This is a genomic window from Paenibacillus sp. 598K, from assembly GCF_003851045.1.
GTDB lineage: Bacteria > Bacillota > Bacilli > Paenibacillales > Paenibacillaceae > Paenibacillus_D.
The window spans coordinates 20052-44885 of record NZ_BFBX01000043.1; the positions used below are offsets into that span (position 1 = coordinate 20052).

At 58.1% G+C, this 24834-nt stretch carries 4 protein-coding genes; all 4 read right to left on the minus strand.

Translation table 11 applies throughout. The features are described 5' to 3' along the window. Positions 1-13: 13 nt before the first annotated feature. From PA598K_RS14485 to PA598K_RS14500, 4 genes are read right to left on the minus strand one after another with little or no spacing between them, the layout of a single operon-like run. Positions 14-5695: a beta-ketoacyl synthase N-terminal-like domain-containing protein gene (locus PA598K_RS14485; protein ID WP_128657659.1), complete on the minus strand. Its 5682-nt coding sequence runs from the start codon at positions 5693-5695 to the stop codon at positions 14-16. A gap of 26 nt (positions 5696-5721) precedes the next feature. After that, on the minus strand, positions 5722-6981 hold the full coding sequence (fabD, locus tag PA598K_RS14490; RefSeq protein ID WP_128657660.1) for an ACP S-malonyltransferase: 1260 nt from the start codon (positions 6979-6981) through the stop codon (positions 5722-5724). Beyond that, positions 6974-21538, minus strand: coding sequence for a non-ribosomal peptide synthetase (locus tag PA598K_RS14495; protein WP_185601970.1), 14565 nt, complete (start codon positions 21536-21538; stop codon positions 6974-6976). The genes fabD and PA598K_RS14495 overlap by 8 nt, the downstream gene beginning before the upstream one ends. Positions 21539-21572: 34 nt before the next feature. After that, on the minus strand, positions 21573-24833 hold the full coding sequence (locus PA598K_RS14500) for a non-ribosomal peptide synthetase (RefSeq protein WP_128657662.1): 3261 nt from the start codon (positions 24831-24833) through the stop codon (positions 21573-21575). Position 24834: the final 1 nt, after the last annotated feature.

Here is a 24834-nt window from a genome sequence, read left to right on the forward strand (position 1 = left end):
CGACCTCCATTGCTCATTCGTGTCCAGCCTTGCGTCTCATCTCAAGAGAAATTTCACGGATGAATTTCGCAAGGACCGGCTTCAGCGATTCCCGCGCTGCAGCTACATCACTAGGCTTCATCGGGCGTTTGCGATAAATACTAGCGACAAACTCATTGACAAGGCGGCTGGACCTAGCCAGGACCGCATCCCCTAATTGATGCAGCTCTGTCGCGTTCACAGACGCATAGCAATCAAGCACCGTCTGTATCCATAGCTCCATCCCTCCAAGATGGACATAAATTTCGTTCAGCGCTTGGTCCAATGACTCGGCTTCCAGATGGCTCTGTTCCGCCAAGGCGAGAATCGCATCGCATGCTCTCCCTGTCTGTTGTCTCTGCTCGAGCATCGACATCAGTTGAGCGAACTGCTGCTCATAGCTGTAACGGAAGGGCGATTCCTCATCCGGCAAGCGTTCCAATATTAAAAAACATCGCGCTTCCTCCATCAAAGAATGATAGATTTCTTCGATAGTCTGGTATGTCGTGGTGAACGGAGCATAGGATATTTTGTGTTGCGTATGACGAGTCAGATGATTATGATTCATAATCGTGTATAACTGTTTGTCGTCATCATATCCGGTCAAAATCGTCAAGTGATCCGTATGTTCCTTCCGATAGAACGGCGTATAGAACGTAAAATACTCATCAAAGGCAACCATCACCGGTAGATGTTGGTCCAAATAACCGGCCAGCTTGACATGCAGAAGGTTTGGATCCTCGACCTGCTCAAGGCGTACCCGGTAGCCGAATTGTTGGAGCAATTCGTTGTCCGACGGATATCCGATCACCTTTTGTTGATCATGGTAGCGAAATAAAAATCGGTCGTCCTGCAGCTCAAAGCCGCGTTTCATGCCAAGCATCAGCTTGAAATGCTGAATAAGCCCCACCTCTGCGTCTGACATCATCAATGCCAGACCCCGGTCATAACAATTGAATTGGCGCCAGGACAAGTTGTTGGCATAGTCATACCTGTCCTGCTTGGCCGGCCCCTGTCCTGCTGCGTGCGTCCGCTCTGCAAACTCTGACGGGGACGCAGCATGTATTTGAACCTCCGGCTCGACGGCACGGCGCTCACTCTGTTCTGTCGGCGCCTCCGCCGTTGTGTCCAGAAATCGAGCAAGCTCGGCGATCGTCAGGTAGTTAAAAATATCTGTGACATCGACCTCTCGTTGAAGATGATTGGCGATGTGGCTCGATAATCGGACCGCAATGATCGAGTCCCCGCCCAGTTCATAAAAGTTGTCATGGATATTCAATTCCTCGTGACCTAAAATATCCCCCCAAATATCGGCCAGCTGTTGTTCCATACCCGTATAGGCTTCATTTGATCGACCGAGCAGTCTTACGCGTCTCAGCTTCGCAGCCTGTGCAGGAGTCGAATGATCGGCCGTTTGGGCTTGCTTATCCACTTCGATGCGAATGGCAGAAGAGAGCCTTATCGGCAGTTGTCCATCGATCGCCTGCAGTCGTCCATAATTCAGCTCGCCGACGAGCAGTTGGCCTTGCGGAGCCATCAGTTGTTGTCTGAGTACATCCAGCGCCAGCGCGGTCGGCAGCGGCTTGAAGATCGCGTCCTCGGAGACAGCTCCAAAATCGACGGCCATCCCGGTCTCCCTCCAGGCGCTCCAAGCGATGGCCACCGTCGGCTTGCCTTGCGAAGCCCTCGCTTGCGCGAAGGCATCCAGGTACGCATTGGCCGCCGCATAATCGCCCTGGCCAACCCCGCCGAGCCAGCCGGTAATCGAAGAGAACACGACAAAAAAATCAAGCTTGTCCTCCTCGGTGCAACGATCCAGTATCGCTGCTCCGCGCACCTTGGGCGACAGCACATCCTTGAATACAGACTCGGGCTTCTGAAATAAAAACCCGCCTCCTGCCACACCGGCTGCATGAATCACGCCGTTAATGCTCCCGAAGCGTTGGCGCAGTCCGATGCATAACGATGCGACAGCATCGTCATCTGCGATGTCTGCCTTGCAGTAGACGATCCGCGCTCCTGCGGCCTCCAGATCACGGAGCCTCTCCATCCGGGTGGCCCGCGCAGCATCTGGCGAAGCTACCCGCCTGTCGCTCCAGTCCTCCCCGGGCGGCAGTGCCGTCCTGCCCACCAGGGCGATCGTCACCTTCGGATTCATCTCTGCCAGCATGGAGGCGACTTCAACTCCGATGCCTCCCAGCCCACCTGTAATCATATATACGCCTTGCTCCTTAATGGCTGCATGTCCGGCAGGAGGAGGCGCGGTCGCGTGATGCAACGTCAGACTATAGCGGAGACCCCCGCGATAGACAATCGGAGACCGCCCATCTTTACCCGTATCCCGCACAATCTGCTCCACCACATCGACGCTGCCATCGCTATCGATTCCTATACAACGAATCGTCTGATGTTCTTGATTGATGACGTTGGCCAATGCCAGCAAGGCACGATTCCGGGGAACTACGGCGGCATCGTCAGCAGCGACCTGATATGCGCGTTGCGTCACAATCGCCAATGTAAGCCGTTCATGCAGCTTCGCGCGCAACAAGGCCCGGAGCAGTCGATACAGGTCGGTGATCAGCTCTTCATCGGAATGATGCCAGAGCGCCGGAGCCATGAAGATGACCGTTTGGAAGCGCTCGTCCCGCAATCTGTCCATCATGTCGTCAAAGGAGGCCTGGGTCTGATGACTGCTCATGACAAGCTCAACGGCAGGACGGGCAATCTGACTCTCGCTAGAGAGGCACGGGTAATCCTTGTCGTAGCTCAATATCGCTATAGCTCCTGACGACGGCTCGGACGCGTGCACCGTCTGCTCCTCTTGCTCCCAGTTCATCTCCCATAAGAGATGGGCTGCGACAGTCGGTCGCTCCAGCAGTCGCTGCGCAGATTGATCGCTTACTCGTTTGACGGCATACTCATCGATAGACGCGAGGAGCTTGCCGTCGAGATCTGTGATGTTCAACTGGAATTTCACAATTTCTCCTTGCGCGTGGTTGCCCTCGAGGAACCGGCATACGCAATACAGCTCGCTCGGCAGTGGATGATGCAGGATCACATTTTTGTACGAAAACGGGAGATACAGCTCATTCCCCAGCAGCCCGCAGTACACCATGCTCCCTACCGCGCTATCCAATAGTCCCGGATGAAGGGCGTAATGATGCAACGCTTCCGTCTCGGCTAGCTCCAGCTGACTCAATACAACGTCGCCATGAAGCCAGGCCCGCTTTACATTTTTGAAGCGCGGCCCATAGCTCTGGTCAAGATTTCCATTGTAGATGTCCGTCGATGTCAAGATGCTGTGGGCATCCTGCTGCAAGCCAGCCACATGGACAGGAGCGGCGGCTGGCAGGTCATGCACAAACCCCAGCTTCCCTTGCGCATGGTCACGCCACTGGCGATCCCCCGCCCTCTTGCTCATGACCTTGAAGTGAATCGTCTCGCCTTCTCTGCGGATGACACTCTGCAGTTGACACGCCTCGCGCTCTGCCAGGATGACAGGCTCCAGGAAGACGAAGTCATACAATCGGGTAACCGGGAGACTCCGGTAGGCTCGCCCAGCCTGGATCGCCATCTCAAGGTAGGCGGTGCCTGGCAGGACATACTGTCCAAACAGCTTGTGCTCGGCTACGATCCAGTTGTCCGTATCGATCGTAGAGACGAATAAGGACAGATCGACGGAATCCCACACCTTGGCGTGCAGGAGCGGATGCGCCAAGGGCTCGGCATAGCCGTGAGTACGAGCATCCAAGGCGCGATGCCGGCCCTTGTCAAGCCCGCTCGTATCGGGCCAGCATCGCTTCCGTTCGAAGGGGTATACCGGCAGATGCACGCGTTTTTTCGCGGTGAATCGGTAGAGGTTTTTCCATGACACCTCCACGCCTTGCACATAAACACCCGCCAGCTCGCGAAGGCCCTCTACAGCCAGCTCCCTCACCATCTCTTGCACCAGTCGCTCCGCCTGTCGATCCGCTGCGACGCTTTCCGCTGTAGCCATCGAGGCTCGCTTATGCCAGCCGTAGCGAATATCGGGATGAGCCAGCGATTCGAGGTCGCTTGCACAGGCCGTATTTAATTTGACCCTCAGATCCTCCAGCCCTTCGCAGACGATCGCCAAACGATAGCTGTGATGCGCTCTCCCCACATTCGCCGTATAACAGATAGCATGAATCGAATGCTGCATCTCTTCGTTAGCGAGCCAGGACTGATAACGCTTGAGCAAGCTTCGCAGGCTAGCGGGCGTCATCGCCGACAAGGTCAGGACTCCGATTGCCGCTGCAGGCTGCCGGTCCTCCCTTGGAGCAGGCGCCTCCTCCAACACGAGATGCACGTTTGTCCCGCTCAAGCCAAATGAGCTGATGCCTGCCCGGCGGGCTGAAGTTCCTGTATCCCAGCGCGCCAAGGTATCGTTGACGTATACCGGCGAGGTTTCGAAGCGGATGTTCTGGTTGGGCCGGATGAAGTGAAGGTGCGGCGGCAGTTGTTTTTGCTTCATCGACAACAGCACCTTCATCATCCCGGCAATGCCTGCGACATGGTCGGTATGCCCGATATTGGATTTTACCGAGCCGATGGCGCAGAACTGCGGACGCTCCGTAAACTGGCGGAAGGCTCGCTCCAGTCCGTCTATCTCCACCGGATCGCCCAGCTTCGTGCCCGTCCCATGAGCCTCCATATAGCTAATCGTTGCAGGATCGATTTGCGCGGCTTTCCAGGCTTGCGTGATGCACTCCTGCTGCGCGATTGAGTTCGGAGCCGTCAGACCCGCCGAGGCGCCATCCTGATTAACTGCGCCTCCCTTGATCACGCCATGGATCGAGTCGCCGTCCGCCAATGCCCGCTCGAGCGGTTTTAAGAGGACGGCGCCTACGCCTTCGCCCATGCCGGTTCCATCGGAGCGGTTGTCGAACGCTTTCGTCCTGCCATCGGAGGAGAAGATCCCCAGCTCATTGCTGCCATCGTCGAGCGTCATCAGGATGAGCTTCACCCCGCCGGCAAGCGCCATGTCGCACTCCTGCCTGCGGATCGCCTGACATGCCAGATGGACGGCCATCAGGGAGGAGGAGCACGCAGTGTCGACTAACAGACTGGGGCCTCTCAAGTTCAACAAATAAGCGATCCGCGAGGCGATGACCGATTTGATATTGCCGACTGTAGCCGAGGACATCAGCTCTGGATCGATTTCCTTGATCATCCGCTTGTACTCTTCGCCAAAATCGCTGCTAAAGCCAACGAAGACACCCGTTCGACTGCCCAAGATGCTGTCCCCGCCATAGCCCGCATCCTCTATAGCCTCCCAGCTGCATTCCAGGAACAAGCGCTGATTTGGATCCATCAGCCCGGCCTCTTTGGGCGACAGCCGAAAAAAAGCAGGATCGAATTTGTCGATCTCATCCAGGTACGCTGCTTTCCGAAACCGCATCTTTGCTTCGCTCAGACCGTTTTTATGCAACAGCGGCAGCAGATCCCGCTTCCTGTCGGCAGGCAAGTCGCGGATGCTGTCCTCGCCGTTTTGCAGTCGATGCCAAAACTCCGTCGGATTGCTCGCTCCGCCAAACCGACAAGCCATCCCGATGACAGCGATGCTGCCGCTTGTCGAGATGTCCCGGTCTCCTGCATGAGAAGCTGCCTCGCCGCCCTCCAGCCTAAAACGATCCAGCCTCAGATTCTTGCTCACATCTTGTCCTCCTCATGTTCGATCGATTAGGCATGCTGCGTCTCGCGCATCGACACCGGATTCCGGTGTCCCGTCTCCAGGAACAGCTGCTCATACCGCATCTCCTGCTCCTCGCTCGGAACATGCTTGGCCTGCATCATGCGGATCAGCAAGGAATAGGCGTGGCGCACTTGGAGGGCCGTGACCGGTATGCCCCCCTCTTCCAGACTGCTGCGCAATGCGGTCAGCTCGGCATAAGGCTCCAATACGCCTCGCTTGTATTCCTCCGCCGACGGATTGCGATTTTTGGTGCAGATCATAATGGCAAGCGCTCGATCCACCAGATGGATCACCGAGCCCAGATACCGCTCCCGCTCCGCTGCGATGCCTGTAGCCAAAGGCTCCAGATCCTCAGGCTTGTCCAGACCGTAGACGGCAAACGACATGTCGCGGGCCATATTCTTCAACACATTGCGCGGCCCCATCTCGATCGCCGTCGTGCGACATGCGGCCATGTAAGCCATGACCGTATGCCAGAGGACCGGCAAGACAAGCTGCTCGGCCAATGCATCCGCAATGGCTTCTGCCCCTGTATACAGCCGCCCCGTCACGCTCGACAATACTGGCCACTTGGGCTCATGGAAGCGATATTGCGATAGCACTTGACGCATGCCATTAACAGCTGGCTCCATGAGCGGGGAGTGGAAGGGCGCGCTGACGCGAAGCGGAACGACCGACTCTGCGCCGAGCTGCAGACTCGCTTCGCCGACCTTCCGCACCTGCTCCGCATGACCCGAGATGACGAGCTGATGCGCCGTATTATAATTGGCGATGACGACGACCCGTCCATCAACCGAGCATTCGGAGCACAACGATTCGATGACGCCGGCCTCCAGGCCGATAATCGCAGACATCGCGCCTGCTCCGGCGGCAACAGCCTGCTGCATGAGCTGCCCCCTGCTGCGGACGATCTGCAGCGCATCCGCATAACGGATCGCTCCGGAGCTGGCAAGCGCCGTAATCTCTCCCAAGCTATGACCTGCAGCGAGGGCTGGCTCAAGCTCAAACTGTTGTTGGAATACTCGGAATGCGGCCATGCCGACCGCCAAAATTGCCGGCTGGGCATACTCCGTCCTCGCGAGCTCGGCCGCTTTGCCGTTGAAGATCAGCTCTTTGAAAGCATAGCCCAGCGTATCCTCCGCTTCATCCAGGGTGTGCCGGGCCACCGCGAAGCGATCGTAAAGAGCGCGTCCCATCCCGATATATTGGGAGCCCTGTCCGGGAAACCATAGGGTCAGGTTAGCCATCGATGTCAACCTCCTTCTGCGATATCGCGTACTCCTCCAGCAACATCGTCAAGAGTCGCTGATAGTCGTCCAGCCATTCCTGTATGCTAAGGTCAGTCAAAAGCGTGCTGTTGTATAGGGTTCGAAACACCATGCCCTCGTCCGTCGCTTCCATGAGATGAACCAGATCATGCCTTGACGCCTCACCAGCTCCGTCTTTGGAAAGCCAGTCGAACAGCGGGATCACTTCATCGGCTTGGAGACGCTCCCAGCGCTGCTGCTGCCAAAAACGATCCTGCCATCGGCTCGCCCTGGCATAATGCCGCTTGCGATGAACGAGCTGGAACAGCTCCGAAAAATCAGCACAAGTAAAAATGTCCAGGCGAAGCGGCAAAATCTTCGATCCCTGCGTCCCGTCCGTCGCTTGCTCCAGATAAATATCCTGGCTTCCCGTCAGCTGCGACCACAAATGGACATAGAGGGCAAGTAAAATATCGGCCTCGTCCACCGCCTCCTGCTCAGCGGCGCGCTGCAGACGGGCGTATGGCTCGCCTTCGATCCGTATGTGCCGCTCGCTCCACACCGGAGACGCTCCGCTATCCTGCCTCATATAGGACGGCGGCAGTCGCAGCAGCTCTCCCTCCATCTCCCGCAGCCAATACTCTTCTTCATCCGACGGATCGGCTGTCGTCGAAGTGGGGAGACGCTCTTCGATCAGCCGAGCCAGCGTCGCAATCGTCGGGTGAGCAAACAGATCGGCGATGCGAGTCGCGCCGGGATACGTGACTTCCAGCCTCTCATGCAGCTGTACGATCGTCAGCGAATTGCCGCCGATCTCAAAGAAGTTATAGTCCACGCCGTGCTCCTCGAACTGCAGCAACTCTTGCCAGATCGTCCACAGCTGCTGTTCGATCGGAGAATCCGGGCTTGAACGTTGCGTTGCGGACACTGTCAATCGTATCCTCGCTTCCGGCAACCCTAGGCGGTCCAGCTTGCCGTTTGGGGTCAAGGGCCAGCGCTCCAGATAGGTGTACGAGAGCGGCACCATATACGCAGGCAGCGTCTGACGCATCAGTCCTTGCAGCTGTGCCGCATCCAGCTCGGCAGCGCCGATGTAATAGGCGGCCAGGCATGGCGTGTCGCCCGCCGTCTCCGCCAAGGTTACGACGGCCTCCTCGATGCCGGGATGCTTGCAGAGCGTTTGTTCGATCTCGCCCAGCTCGATGCGATGCCCGTGCAGCTTCACTTGGTAGTCGCTGCGTCCGACATACTCCATACTGCCGTCCGGCAGCCACCTCGCCCTGTCGCCAGTTCGGTACATACGATAACCGGGGCCATACGGGCAGGGGACGAACCGCTCGACTGTGAGGTCGTCTCGGCCATGATACCCCCGCGCTACAGGCTCCCCGGCAATATAAAGATCGCCTACCATATGGATGCCGACAGGCAACAGATGGCGATCAAGGATGTAAGCCTGCGTGTTCGGGATCGGCCGACCAATCGTGACCTGATCTGCGCGGGTCAGCTCCTGCACGGTAGACCAGATCGTCGTCTCTGTTGGTCCATACATGTTGTAGATCCGCGCATCGGTCTGCGCTTGCAATCGCTGCAGTAGCTTGAGCGGCAGCGACTCCCCGCCGACGCAGATCATTCCCAATCGCCTGAGAGCCTCCGGCTGACTGCTGTCCTCGAGCAGTAGCTGTAGACGGGACGGCGTCAGCTGGATCATGTCCACTTGGTAATCGAGGATCAAGCGCTTGATGGCTTGCGGATTCGCCTGCACTTCCTCTGAGGCGATCACTACCGACGAGCCGCTCGCCAGCGGGATCAAGGTCTCGAGGATAAAGATATCAAAGCTGATGGTCGTCAGCGCGAGCCAGGTTCCGCCCTGGATGAAGCCGACTGCAGCTGTTACCCCTGCCTTGAATGCAGCAAGATTGCGATGCTCGACCATGACTCCCTTGGGTCTGCCCGTGGAGCCTGAAGTGTAGATCATATACGCAAGATGCTCCGGATCCGCCGCCGGGAACGGGGCAGAAGATCTGTCCGTATCCCCCTCAGCATCGTCCACATGAACAATGGCTGTCCTCCCGTTCATCTTATGGCTCAAGGCACGGTCCGTCACTGTCCACTGGGCCTGACTATCCTCCAGGACGTAACTCACCCGCTCCTCAGGATAATCGGGATCGATCGGTACAAAGGCGGCCCCTGACTTCAAAATTCCGAGCATGCCGATGACGATATCGACAGATCTGCTGACGAACAACGCGACACAACGATCCGGACCCGCGCCGTGCTTGACCAGCGTATCCGCCAGGCGGTCAGCCCTGCGATTCAGCTCTTCGAAGGTGAGGGTACGCCGCCCGTCCTGTACGGCCAGATGACGAGGCTGGAGTCTGACCTGCTCCTCCACCCATTGGACTACTGTCTTATCGCGGGCATAGGATAGACTGTTATCGCTCCATTCGCCCATCACTTGCGTATATTCCACAGCAGATAGCGTGGTCACCTCGCTGATCGACGCCTGTGGACGGTCGACGAGCGCCCGCAATACAGTCTGGAACTGGCCGGCCATCACCTCGATCGTCGATCTCCGGAACAGTTCATCGGAGTATTCCACGTCCACAATAAGCCGATTGTTGCGCTCGATAATGTCAAAGGTCAGGTCAAACTGCGAAGAGCGCTGCTGGAAGGGATACGGAGTTATGCGAAGATCGCCGCCCTGCTTGTTCAGCCCTTCCTTGGCGTCGCCGGTATTTTGCAGGATGAACATGACATCGAACAAGGGATTGCGAGACGTATCCCGCTCGAGCTTCAGCCGTTCCACCAGTAGCTCGAAAGGGTATTCGGCATGCGATAACGCCGCCAGCGTCGTCTGCTTGAGCTCCTCCACGAAATCATCGACGCTTCTGTCGCTTCTCGGGAAGTTCCGCATCGCCAGCGTATTGAGGAAAAGGCCGGCTACCATTTCCAGCTCGACAACGTGCCTTCCTGCGACCGGCGAACCGATGACGATGTCCTCGTCGCCGCTATACTTGGACAGCAAAATGTTGAGGGCTGCGAGCAAGGTCATGTACAAGGTCGCCCCTCGCTGACGGCCAAAGCGGATCAGACGTTCCGTCAACTCGGCGTCAATCTCAAAGGTTAATGCCTCCCCCGTATAGCGCTTCCGGGCTGGACGAGGGAAGTCGATCGGCAAGCCTGACGTCGGCAATGCGCCGGCCATGGCCGCGAGCCAATAATCCTCTTGCGCCTTGAAGCGACCTTGCTCCAGTCGCTCCGTCTGCCATACGCTGTAATCCTTGTACTGCAGCGGCAATTCCGGCAGCGTCTCTCCGCGATAGAGCTGAAGAAACTCCGCGATGAGCAAGTTGATCGTCACGCCGTCAGCGACAATATGGTGCATATCCAGCACCAGGACATGCTTGCTCGGCCCCAGACGCAGCAGTTTGCCCTGCAGCAGCGGCGCTTGCGCGAGATCAAACGGCCGAATGCACCGGTTAATCTCCTCCGGCACAAGCTCCTCCGACAGCTCGCTATATTCAAGGTCAAATGCAACGCTCTCTGCAATGCGCTGGATAAGCTGGCCTTCCTCGATAACGAATGCCGTACGGAACGAAGCATGCCGGTCGATCAGCGAACGAAACGCTGCTTCAAACTGTCCGCGATTGACTTCGCCCTCCAGTTGCAACACGGTCGGCATGTTATAAGCGACCGCGCCATCCTGCATCTGCTCTAGCACATAGATCCTTTGCTGCGAGGAGGAAGCGGGATAGGACGCTGCCGGCGGCGCAATGGGGATCGTCCTCGACCGTTCCTCTTGCGCGGTCGGCGCCATCGCGGCTGCGAGCTGACGGATCGTCGGATTGGCGAACAGCTCTTGGATCGTAACTGGTCTGCCGGCCTGCTGCGTCAGCCGGTTCACGATCCCGATCGCCAGCAGCGAGTCTCCGCCCAGGTTGAAGTAATTATCATCCAGGCTCAGCCTCTCGTAGCCGAGCACCTCGGCCCAGATCTGTCCGACCAGATATTGATCGGTTGTCGGCGTGTCGTCGTCCCGACCGCCCAACACGAAGGAAGGGGCTGGCGCTCCTGTCGATCCGGACGGAGCGGCCGCGCCTGGCTTCCCTTCGTCCGTGAAGATCGACTCCGCGAGTCTGATCCTCATAGATGGCCTCCACGCCTGCAACGTCTCCAGATCAAACTGTCCGATGATCATCTGTCCGACATCCTTGGACAACAGCGCGTCGAAGGCCTGCATCGCGCCAGCGATCGGCATATAGCCCATAAAGCCCGGCCCCGTCACCTCCTCAAACGCATACCAGTTCAAGGCCAACGCAGGGCGCCCGCGATAACGGCGGTATGCGCTGTATGCGTCCAGGTAGCTGTTCGCTGCGACATAATCGCTGCCCGTCGCCCCGCCCCATATCGAGGCCAGCGACGAGAACAGGACAAAAAAGTCCAACTGGTCCAATCCAGCCAATGCATCCAGGACGACAGTCCCCTCCAGCTTCGCCCGCAGCCCCTCGCAGAAGCTGTCAAACGATTGGGTGCGGATCGGCTCATACGAGGGTTGCATGACAGCCTGGACAACGCCATGGACAGGGCCGTAACGGTCGGTCACTTCTTGCGCAATCTCGTCCATCTGCACGGCATCGGCTATATTGGCTGCGTAATAGAGCACGGTCGAGCCCATTCGTTCGATGTCCAGCATCGCTCCCAGCTTTTGCGCTTCGTCAGGGTCGCAATCCGGACGGGCCAGCCAGTCGCTCCACTCGGACTTGGGCGGCAGCAGCGTACGGTTGACGAGGGCAATCGTCACCTTTGCTTTGCTTGCCAGATGCTGTGCGAGCCGAAGTCCGAGCTTGCCTGCGCCGCCTGCGATGAGGTAGACGCCGCCCTCGCGAATGCCGATAGGCGTCGAATGATCGGCCAGCGCATCAATCTTGCTTTTGCCCATCTCCGGTACGAATCTACCCTTGCGATAAGCAACCAAAGCTTCCGTCTGATTGCCCAGCGCTTCGTCAATCACATGCTGCGCCTGCTCCTCGGCGCTCGATTGTCCGAGCGTCAGATCCATGACGAAGCATTGAAGCCTTGGATGCTCTTGCGTCACCACTTTGGCGAGTCCGACGATCGGCGCCTGCTCCGGATGGATCGGCTCATCGTCGTACACGGCTTGCGAGCGGTGCGTGGCGACGCGAAGCTCTATCGAGGACTCCCCATCCAGAGCGATAATCGCCTTGGTCAGATGAAACAAGCTATACGCCCCAATCTGCTGCGCCTGCCGCAGATGGTCTATCGCTGACAGCGCCGCTTGTCGAGGCTCGATGTCGAGCGACCATAGATGGACGATCCTGCCGAGCTGGAAGCCCTCTTCTTGCAGCGTCTGCAACAATCGCAAGTAATGCTCGGCTTCACTGACGTCTATGGTGAAGTGACGGCTCTGCTGCCGCGCGAACGCCTCCCCCGGACTGACCGTGCAGACGCTATGCCCCTGAGAGAGCAACGTCCGAGCCAATGCTGCTCCGACGCCTGTATCGTCCACAAAAACCAGCCATGACCCGGCTGAAGAGATCACAGTGTGACTCGGATTAAGCGGCGCCTCTCTCCACGCGAGGTCGTAGAGCCAATCTTGATAGGGCTGAGGACGGTAAGCGGTTTTCCCTGTCACAAACCTTGCCTTTATGTCTGCTTGCTGTTGCTTTGCGGCCGGATAGACGTCAATTCCCTTGTAATTGGTATCCTTGAGCGCCTTCTCCCAATACCGGCTATCCATCGACGCCTCCTCATCGGCTGTCTCCAGCAAGCATAGGACCCCGTCCTGCGCAAGCAGCAGTTGGAGACGATGCAATACTACCCGAACATCCGACGCTGCATGCCAAGCATCGGTCGCAACAAGGATATCAAAGCTATGAAGCGCAAAGCCTTGCTCGCTCCACCGCTTCCCCAGATCCAGCTGCAGGTAGCGCACGCCCGGAAATTCAGGCTCGAGCTGCTGCTGGAGAAGGCCGAGACTGGAGCTCTCCCAAGACGCTACGGTGTAGGCGAGCCGAGCGTCTGTCACTTTCGTCAGGAGCGACCGGGCCAAGCTGCCCTCGCCGCCGGCGATCTCAAGTATGCGGACGGTACCAGGAAGCGTACGAATATATCGGGCGATCGACTCGGTCGCCATTGATCCGCAGAGCTCGCCGAACCTCTCCGACGAGGACGCGAACCCGGCCTGAGACAGCAAGTCTTCGCCAAAAGCAAAAGTGGCTCTAGCGATCTCGCGGAGGTCCGCCTGTTCACGAACAGCAACGCCGGCCGACACAACAGTCGTCTCAGGCTCAGCAGGCTCGGCAGCCCTCCCGGCGTCGGATACCCAATGTCGGGTCCCCGCAAAAGGATACGTCGGCAGCGGGACGCGTCGCCAGCCCGCTTCTTCATAAAAAGCCGTCCAATCCACCTCGGCGCCTCCGGCAAAAGCTCTAGCGGCGTTTTCCCCCGCTGTCCGCTTGCGCGCAGCCTCTGATGCGTCTTGACCTCCGCTGTGGCCGAGAAAAACGCCCTGCCCCGCAGCCGTTGGCCATTCGTCTGCCAAAGACCACTGCTCGGCCAGCTGAGCCAGCCTGTCTCTTAGCTCATCTATATTCGCTGCGACAATCGCCGCACGGTACGGATAAGCATCTCTCCCACAGCCCGAGGTTGCGCAGATGTCCACCAGCCGATGGTCAGTACCTGCCATATAGTCCGCGAATCGGCGCACATACGCAGACAGGGAGGGGAGCGTTTTGGCAGACAGCGCGAGCACTCCCTCTACCGACCCATGCGGCAACGGCTGCTCCCCGGGCTGCGCCTCCTCCACGACGATATGCACATTTGTGCCGCTGAGACCAAAAGAGCTTATCCCTGCGCGCCGAACCGGCTGGGCAGAGCTGGTCTCCCAGGGCAGCAAGCTTTCATTGATGTACACGGGCGATTCGATAAACGGAATTAGCGTATTCGGCTTGCTCACATGGAGCGTCGGCGGGAGCTTGCGATGCTGCAGCATCAAGGCCACCTTGATCACTCCCGCTATGCCCGACGCCGCAATTGTGTGGCCGATGTTGCTCTTCACCGAACCGATCGCGCAAAACTGCTTTTTGTCCGTATACGACCGAAACGCGTGCTGCAGCCCTTCGATCTCGATCGGATCGCCCAGACGCGTGCCTGTCCCATGCGCCTCGATGTAGGATACCGTCTCCGGGTCGATCCGCGCACGCTGCCACGCGCGTCGGATGACCTCGCTTTGCGCGATCGCGTTGGGCGCCGTGATGCCGCCGGATCTTCCGTCGGCGTTGATGGCCGATCCCTTGATGACCGCATGGATGTAGTCCCCATCCCGAACCGCCTGATCATACGACTTGATAAAAATGACGCCCAGCCCTTCGCCCGTCACCGTACCGTCCGCAGCGTCATCGAACGCCCGGGTCCGACGGTCCGGCGATAAAATGCCAAAATCGGTATGCCGCTCAATCGGAAACAACGACAGATTGACGCCCCCGACCAGCGCCTGATCGCAGTCGCGAGCGAGGATGGCATGGCAGGCCTGATGCAACGCGGTGAGAGATGAAGAACAGGACGTATTGATCAGTTGACTCGAGCCGCGCAAGTCCAGCTGATAAGCGATGCGCGAGGCTATAATCGCCGCCACATTACCCGCCATGGACGAGGCGTCGACCTCTCCGAGATAACGCTGGTATTGCGACTCGTTATCGCAGTACCCGACGAAGACCGAGGTATCGCTGCCCCGCATCCGGGCCGAGCTGTAGCCTGCGTGCTCGATCGCTTCCCAGACGAGCTCCAGGAACAGCCGCTGATACGGGTCCATCGTTCGGGCCTCGGCCGGGGCGAGCTGAAAGAAGGCATGGTCGAAAAGATCGACTTGGCGAAGGAAGCCCATTTGTGCGAAGCTGTATGCCTCCGGTCCGAGCACTCGGTCGGCCAGCCTCGCGATGTCCGGGATGCGTCCTTCCGGCGGCAAGCCGATCGACTCCTTGCCGGCGCACAGATTGTCCCAAAATTGCTGCAAGCTGTCGGCATCCGGGAGCCGGCACGCCATTCCGATAATCGCGATATCGGCGCTGCGTGCCCCCGCGAGCTCCACGCGCTTAGTCCCCTCATCGGACGCCGCAGGCCGGGCTGCTCCCGTTTGCTGCTCCAGATATTGAGCGAACGCCGCAATGGTATGCAAGCTGAAGAGCTGTGCGACCGTGACCGCGCTGTTTATTCGTTCGACGATTAGCGCATGCAGCTTCAACATGAGCAGCGAGGTCCCGCCAATCTGCAAGAAGCTATCATGTATGCCCACCCGCTTCACGCCAAGCACCTCTTCCCAGATGTGCGCGAGCTGCCGCTCCAGCTCTGTGCGAGGAGCCGAGTCGTCTGTTGCCGGAGGCGCTTTGTCCGCCAGGACGTTAAGCCCCTTGCGATCGATTTTTCCGCTCTTCATAAGAGGCATGCGGTCGATCCGCACCAGCAACGAAGGGATCATGTGACGCGGCAGACGCTCCTGCAGATAGGCATTAAGCTCCCATGCGGTCAGCTCGATACGCGGTACATAACAACCGATCAGAATATGCCTTCGCGGTTCGAACACAACCGCCGCTTCCTTTATTTGCGGATGAGCGAGCAGCACGGCTTCGATTTCGCCTGTTTCGACACGGTGGCCGCTAATTTTGATCTGATGGTCGACCCGCCCCTCGAACATGATCTGCCCCTGCGCATCGTAGCGCCCCAGGTCGCCTGTTCGGTACAGCTTGGCATACCCCACTTCGGGGTAGGGATTATCCACGAAATGGGCGGCTGTTTTGTCCGGATCATGCAAATAACCTAAACCCAGGCAATGGCCGGTCACGTAAATTTCGCCTTGTTGTCCGAAAGGCACCAGGTTGCGATACTCATCGAGCAATAAAATCTTGACGTTGTGGATGGGCCGGCCAATAGGAAAAGCGCCATCATGATGTGGCCTGACCTCATGATGAATGACGCCAATCGACGTCTCCGTCGGCCCGTACAAATTCGTCAATCGTATGGCGGGAAAGCGCTCTTGAAAGATATTGACGGTGCGAGACGTCATCTCCTCGCCGCCGATGATAAGATGCCGCAAACTGCTCATCCGCTCATCCAGATTTTCCTTGGCAGCCATTTGATCGACGAGCAAATTAAAGATGGATGGCACAAAATCCGTGATCGTAATCCGCTTGCTGGCGACAATATGGAGCACGTCGGCAAGCGTCATCTCAAACTCTGGCGTCGGCAGGATGCTGCGCGCGCCGTGCATCAGCGGCCAAAACAGCTGCCAGACCGCGCTGTCGTAAATATGCGGCGTCGTCTGCAATATCGCATCCTGAGGGCTGCAGCCAAAGTAGTCGTCCATCCAACGAAAGCGGTTGGCAATCCCGATATGCGGAATAATCGCGCCCTTCGGTCGCCCTGTCGAGCCCGATGTATAGATGACATAGATCGGATCGTGAGGCGAGGCCGTATGTGCGATAGACTCCTGGATGGGCGCGAGCCGCTCATAATCCACGACAATCGCCTCAAGGGGAAGCACCGCGCTCATGGTCTGCTCGGCGCTTGTCAGCGCGATCCCCGTCCCCAGCTCCTCGCAGATCGCCCGGAGACGCTCAGCCGGAGCCGTCGCATCGAGCGGGACGAAGGCGGCTCCGCACAGCATGACCGCCAGCATCGCGAGCGGCTGATTGAAGCCATGATTAATCATCACCGGTACGTAAGAGCCGCGGCCGATCCCCCGCTTATGCAGCAGCCATGCCAGCGCATTGGCCTTCTCGAGCAACGCCGCATAGGACAGGACCTGATCGCCATATTCGAAGGCCGTATGACGCGGCGTTAATCGCACTTGCCGTTCTATCTGTCGATAGATCGGTTCGGATAGCTCATAGTGACGATCCGTTGCGTTAAGGGTGAGCAGCAATTGTTCCCGCTCCCGTATCGTCAGCAGCTCCATCTCCCGGATGGGCTGGCTCACATCTGTCGCGCTTTGCTCCAGCAAGCGCAAGTAATGGCCGATCGCCCGATCGATGAATGCCGGAGTATACGCTCCCGAGTCGAATCGCACGCGACCGGTAATTGCGCTTTCGGATGCCTTCAATATAAATGACAATGAGGACAGCAGCAGCGGCAACACGGCTTCATCCTGCATGCCCTCCATCATAAAAGCGGTATCCAGCACGGAGGCGAGCTGGTCCCGCTCCACCTCCAAAAACTCGCCTATCCGGGCGAGCGGATAATTGTGATGGTCTGTCGCTTCCTTTACCAGCCCCCCTATCTGCCGCATCAGAGCCTTCAGGTCGATTTCTTCGTCGAGCTGTACAGCCAGCGGCAAGGCGCAATTCCGGGCATTGGGCGGCATAGGGACCTGAAAAACCGGCGTGAGCACCACCAGATGCTCCACTCGTTTATACCGTCGGATCAGCACGACAAAGTTGGACAGCAAAAACAAAAAAAGCTTGGTAGGGTCAGGAAAGCGATCCGCGATGGCTTGCGCTGTCTGCTCCGGAACTTGAAACGTCACATCCTCAAACGAGAAGCGCCCCTTCTGCACGAAAGGAGCGCGATCATCCCGAATCGGAGATAAGGTCCAGTCGATCCCGCTCAGCTTATCCCGCCAAAAACGTTCCTCGGCCTGAAACGCTATCCGCAGGTCGCGTAGCGGCAGGTGCGGATCTGCTAACAATCGCGTCATGCAAAATGCATAATCCTCGACAAGCTGCATGGCTGTCTCCGAGCGATAACGCTCGCTGTTATAATCCATTCGCAGCGTCAACTGCTCGGGAGACAGATATGCCTCCACATGCCAGTCTACCTTGGTCGTGCGAGCTTGCAGGGGATAGCTGGTCAACTGCAGCCCTCCCAGCTCGATGACGGATGCATGGGCAACCCCTTGATGGAGCACGAACATCGCGTTAAATAAAGCGGCCGCTGCTTGAGGCGGACCGTAAGGCAACAGCTCCAGCGGATAATCCGACCTCTCCAGGGCCGCACCGATGCGGACCCCCACCTCAGTCACTAAGGTTTCGAACGATAATTCGTCGGTCACATGGGCGCGTATCGGCAACGTATTAATAAATAGTCCCATCGTCTGCTGGAGCTCGCGGAATCGGCGTACCGATACAGGGGTGCCTACAACGATGTCGGTTTGCCCGCTGTATTTGTGCAGCAGCACATAGTATATAGATAATAATACGGCAAACGGCGTCGTCTGACACTCCGCTGCAAATCGCTCCAGCCGCATGGATTGCTCGGGGGAGAATGCGTAATCGATCGTCGCCGCATCGTACGCTGCTTTTTCCAGGCATGCCTCATCGCCAGGGATGACGAGCGCCGGCGCGGGCGTACGCAGCTGCTCCTCCCAGTAGATTCGATGCTGGTCCAAGGCATGCGCATCCAGTTGTCCCGCTTGCCAGACGGCATAGTCTTTGGCTTGCGCCTGCACAGGGGGCAACGCGTCGCCCATGTACAGTCGGTCCAGCTCCTCGATCAATATCTCGATTGAGGTCCCGTCTGCAATAATATGGTGCATGTCGATCAGCAAGCCATGTCGCCCCTGTGACAGCTCGATCAGTCCTACGCGTATCAGAGGACTCTGCGTCAGGTCGAATGGACGGATAAACGCTTGAATCGCAGCGTCCAACTGCTCCTGCGATGCCTCCAGCCGTTCGATTGTGAATCCAGTGGTCGAGGCTAGCCTCTGCACGACTTGGCCCTCCTGGAAGGCAAAGCAGGTATGAAAAGCCTCATGTCGCGCAGCCAACTGCTGAAAAGCCCGCTCGAGCCTGCTGCCATCCAATGCGCCATCGATCATGCGCGCGCCGCTGATATGGAAGCTGGTATCGTCGGGGTAGAGCTGCTGGCGTATGAACATCTTCTCCTGTACCGGCAGCACGGGATAGTATGGCTGGCTCGGCGCTTTGTCCAATACCGCCGCGCGGGCTCGCTCGGCTCTCTCGATTAACCCGACCGTCGCTTCGATCGTCGGATGACGGAACAGCTCGCCCACTGTGAGCTCTACGCCGAATCGCCGGGCGATCAGCATCTGCAGTTGGTTCAGCTTCAAGGAATGCCCGCCGAGACCAAAAAAATGATCGGTCGCCTGCATAGTCGCCGCATTCATCCCCAATACCGAACCCCATAACTCGGCTACCGCCTGTTCGTTCGCCGCCAAGGGTCTGGACTGCCCCTCATGCCTATCCGTCGCCAGGTCGGCATGCTGCGGGCGGGGGAGCGCCTGTCGATTCAGCTTGCCATTGCTGTTAAGCGGCAAGGCATCCAGCTGAACCAGATGGCCAGGCACCATATATTCCGGCAACAGGGCCAACATATACTGACGGATCGCGCTGCGGTCCAGCTCCCGGTCCGAGACGAGGTAGCCGCAAAGGTACGATGCTCCCTCCTCGTCTTGGTGAGTGGTCAGCGCAGCTTCGCGCACCTCGGGGTAGCCCGCCAATACATGCTCGATCTCGGCCAGCTCGATCCGATAGCCGCGAATTTTGACCTGATCATCCATCCGTCCATAGAACTCGAGATAGCCCTCCTCATTGACCATGCCCAGATCCCCGGTGCGATACAGCATGGCATAGTGCGGGTCTGGATGCAGGTGTGCGTATGGATTCGGGACGAATACCCGGCTTGTTCGCTCCTCATCGCCATAATAACCATAGCCCACGCCGGGACCCGCTACGCAGATCTCCCCTTTGACGCCTGACGGACATAGTCGCAGAGCCGCATCCATGATGTAGATGGCTGTATTCTGAACCGGCCTGCCGATCGGCATGCTCGTCTCTGCATCTACCGGCCCGTATAGGAAGTGGTGCGCAATATCGTCTGAAGCTTCGGTTGGTCCATACGCATTGACGATCGGGATCGTCGGATAATGCTCGAACCAACGGTTCGCCAGTCTGGCTGGCAGCGCTTCGCCCGTCACCATCATCCAGCGCAAGGCCGGGAGCTCCCGCCCCTCCGGACGTCTCGTCTCTATATTGCGCAACAGCTCTCGCAGCAACGACGGCACGCTCTCCGCTATGGACGCCGCGCTATCCCGCAGCCTGTCGAACAAGGCATCCGCATCCATGACGATATCGGTATCGATGACATGCACAGCCCCGCCGACCAGCAATACCGCCAGGTATTGCCAGACCGAGATATCAAAGCTTAACGAAGCCGTCTGCGCGACAATATCCCGCTCTTGCAGCTTCAGCGCGTCAATCTTGGCATAAATGTGATTGACCATCCCTCGGTGATGCACCATCGCCCCCTTCGGCTCGCCTGTTGTGCCGGAGGTGAAGATGATATAGGCCAGATCGGCTCCCGTGCCTTGCCGCTCTGGGTTGTCAGCAGGATACGCGAGCAGCCTCGCCTCGTCCTCTCCAAAGCAAAACGTATAGCGGCCCGCCAAACGCTCCTGCCCGTCGCCGTCCCGGTTAATAATCAGGCCCGACAGCTCGCTTTTGCCAATCATATGATGGATTCGCTGGATCGGATCGTTCGGATCGATTGGCACATAGGCGCAGCCCGCTTTGAAGACCGCAAGCATGGCAACCAGCGTCTCGGCGCTGCGTTTCATACACAGGCCGACTCGATCCCCCGGCTTCATTTGCCGATCCTGCAAATAGCGAGCCAGCCGATTGGCCTGTTCGTTCAAGTCCCGATAGGTGAGCGACTGCCTGCCATCGACGATAGCGATCCTCTCCGGCGTACGCTTCGCCTGCTCCTCGAATAGCAGGTTGTAAGGCAGCTGCTCGGGAAACGCTGCCTTGGTGTCATTGAAGGAAAGAACGGCGCGCAGCTCGTCCCCGGATACCAGCTCGATCTCTGACAGCGCTTGATCGGGAGCAGCGATCATCTGCGCAAGGCTCGTACAGAGGTGCGAGCCGAACCGCTCGATCAGCTTGGGAGCATATTTGTCGCTGTCAAAGCGGAGCTCTCCGACAACCTCCTCCCCGTCTCGGGAAAAGACAACCCGCAGCTCGCTCGTTACGGATTGCAAGTAGGACTCGTCTTGCACGCTGCGATACAAGCATGTTGCTTCGAAAAAACGAAGGGGAGCCGCATCCTTGTCCCCATACAAATCGCCAATCAGGGCGCGCACATCGCAATTTTGATGCTTGATCGCCGCAGCGATTTGTTTCTGGGTATGCGCCAGCAAGGTGCGCAGCGTGTCGCTGCCTTGAATGTTCATCCGGATCGGCAACATTGTATTCAGGTACGCCTTCGTCTGCTCCTGTCTCAGGATCGGCATGCCGATATAGATATCGTCATGACGAGTATACTTGTGCAGCACCAAGCCTAGCGCGGCCATCAGCACGGTGAGGATGCGCTGCTCAGACCCGTTGCTGATCTGCAGGATGCGTCGACTAACCTCGATAGGGAACTTCAACATTCGTACGCCATCCCCTGGACCCGTGCGTCCGATGAGCCGTTGCACCGGGAGGTCGAGAGGGTGATGCGCTTCAGCCAGTTGATCCTTCCAAAATTGCTCGGCCTCCTCCAGTTGACTGCTAGCCAGCAAAATATTGCGCGACAGGGAATCCTTCATTACGAGTCCTCTCCTCTTCAGACGGCCAGGGCTTCTAAAGGGCGAAGCCTCCGGCCTCCCATTCGGTTGTAGCCAGAGCCAGGCCATGCCGCAGCTCCAGTTGGCTGATCTGTGCATCCGGACGGTCCATCATTTGGACGATCACCGCAGCCAAGTCATCATTCATCCTGCCTATCGTCGGCGCCTCGAATAGCCGGGCATGGTACAACCAGTTAAGCAGCAGGCCCTGCTCCGTATCCAGCGCTTCCAGCGCCAGTCCCACCATGGCAGATTGCCGCTCCAACGGATAACTTGATAGGTGCAGACTGGCGCTGCTGCTCTCTATCGGCTCCGGTTGATGGAGTGTCAGCATCGTCTCCACGATGGGCATCGAAAGGTTGTGTCGTTCATAGAGGCGCTGAAGCAAGCGTTCGAACGGATAGTCCCCGTGCTCCAATGCCAGACTTACATGCGACTTGATGCGGGTCAGATACTCGATCACTGTCATCTGCTTGCTCGGCTTCATCCGCAGAGCGACGAGATTCGTAAATGCGCCGATACTGCCATAGAACTCTGGACGGACACGCCGGTCGAGATCGCAGCCGATGACCAGATCGTCCTGGTTGGCGTATTTGCTCAGCAGAATGGAGTAGGCCGCTAGTAGCGACATATATAGCGTCAGCTTATGCTCCCGATTGAACTGGCGCAATCGCGAGACGAGATCTTCAGCCATCCAGGCTTGCAGCTCGCGCCCCGTATCCGCCCGGGTACTCCCGCGCTCATGATCGGTCGGCAGACCAAGGGGCTGCGGCAGTTGCTTGTACACATCCAGCCAATAGCTCTCTTCCCGCTTCCAGGATGTCGATTGCTCATACTCTCGTATCCATGCCGCGTACTCCTTGGGCTGCATCGTCACGGCCGGCAGTCGCGCGCCATCGTACAATTGGGCGAACTCCCGGAGCAGCGTCGCCTTCGATAGCGCATCCGATATGATATGATGCATGTCGATGAGCAACAGATGGTCATCTGCATCCAGCCTGAGTATGCCCGCACGGAACAGGGGCGCCTGATCGAGAGCGAATGGACGGATGAACGCATGAATGGCTTGATCGGGCTGGCGCCCCTCCAGCTCGATCGTCTCGATGTGCAACAGCGCCTCCTGGTGTAGGACTTGTCGCACCTCGCCATGTATCTTGTGGAAGGAAGAGCGCAGACTCTCATGACGACTCACCAGCTCTTGGAGCACTCGGTCCAGCTTGTCAGTGTCGAGCGGCCCCTCCAATCGCAGTGCGCCTGGCGAGTTGGAGCTCGTCTCCTCCCCCTCCAGCTCTCGCAGCATGTAGATTTGCTCTTGGAAGGGCGATACCGCGTAATCTGATGCCCATGCAAGCAGCTTCGGATCAGGCAACCTCGGCTGCTCGGTGCCTGAGGCCATAGATTCGGATAGTGCGCGTATCGTCTGATGCTCCAGTAGCGATTGCACCCCCAGCTTGATGCCCAACTGGCGCTCGACAGCCGCTGCGAACCGAACGGCCTGCAGCGAATGACCTCCATATTCGATGAAATTGTCGTCTATGCCAGGCGATGAGACCTGCAGCACTTCAGACCAGATCTGGGCAAGCCGCCGCTCCCGTTCGTCGCGCGGGGCGGTATAGCTGCTGCTCGCGTGGCGGACAGCGCCTGGCTCGGGCAGCGCTCTGCGATCGATCTTGCCATGCGGGGTCAGAGGCATCTCCGACAGCTCGACAAAAAAGCCCGGCACCATATAGGCAGGCAACACGGCCTCGAGGTGCGCACGCAGCTCCACCGGCGCGACCGGCAGGTTGTCGCAGATATAATAGGAGACAAGCTCCGTCATCTCGCCTACAGAGATCGTCAGAACAGCCGTTTGACGAACCTCGGGATGCTGCAGGATCGCTCGCTCCACTTCCTTGAGCTCAACGCGATAGCCGCGAATCTGCACCTGATCATCCTTGCGCCCCCAATATTCCAGTCTGTACTGCTCGTCGAGACAGCCGATATCGCCAGTGCGATACAAACGTTCCCCCGTCGCCGGATGCACGGTGAAGGCCCTCTCTGTCAAATCGGGCTTGCCCAAGTAACCCTCTGTAATGCCCGTGCCTCCGATACAGAGCTCGCCCTTGACGCCGGGAGGACAGACCTCCCCGGACTGGCCAAGCACATAGATGCGCGTATTGGATATCGGTACGCCGACGGGGATATTGTCCCCCCGGTCCAGTGGCGCGTCCCGACACAGATAAACCGAAGCGTAGATCGCCGATTCGGTCATCCCGTAGATATTGGCTATGCGAGCCCGCCCGAACAGTCGGTTCCAATCCTGCACCAGATCCGCGGATATCGCCTCGCCGCCATTAAATACCCACTGAAGCGCCGGCAACGGGTCAACCTCATCGTTCGACTCGACATAGGACAGGAACTGCCTCATCATCGCAGGCACAAATTGCGTAAACGTAATCCGCTCACGTCCCAGCCATTCGAACAATAAGGCAGGGCTTTTACCAACCCGCTCCTCCATAACCGACAGGCTGGCTCCGGAGATGAGAGGCCAAAACAGCTCCCACACCGAGTCGGTAAAGGAAATGGACGTCTTCTGCGCGATAATGTCCGTCTCAGTCAAAGGAAACTGGTCCCCAAGCCAAAACAGCGTGTTCAACAGCTGCTTGTGTGTAATCGTAACCCCCTTCGGTTGTCCGGTAGAGCCGGAAGTATAAATAACATAGGCGATATCGTCCTCCTGGCCCAGCGATACGAATGCCGCTGTCGGCAGTCGTCCCGCCTCTTCCCGTATCTCTGCCTGATCCAGGCAGATCATCGATGCCGCGCCGATGGGCGGCGCCCCTGTCCACGATGCGAGATGCGTCTCTTCCGTGATCAACACAGGACATGCGCTGTCCTGCAGCAGGTACTCGATGCGTGACCGGGGATAATGCGGATCGATCGGCACGTATCCCATGCCGTTCTTGAAGATGGCCAGGAGCGCAGCTACAAAATCGACGCTGCGATCCATCATGACGGCAGCCAGTCTCCCTCGGGCTTCGCCAATCCGACGCTGCAAGAGCCAGGCGATCTGATCGGACCTGGCATCCAGCTCCCTGTATGTGATCCTCTGTTCCCCGTCGATGACGGCGACTCGCTCGGGATGGAGCGATACGCGCTCAGCAAACAAGTCTGCGACCGTCACGTTGGCGCGGTAGGACTTGTCTGTATCGTTAAACTGGCGCAGTCGGTCCGATTCGTCAGCAGACAGCAAGTCAAAATGCTCCAGTCCAATATCAAACTCCAGCCTATCATCCATA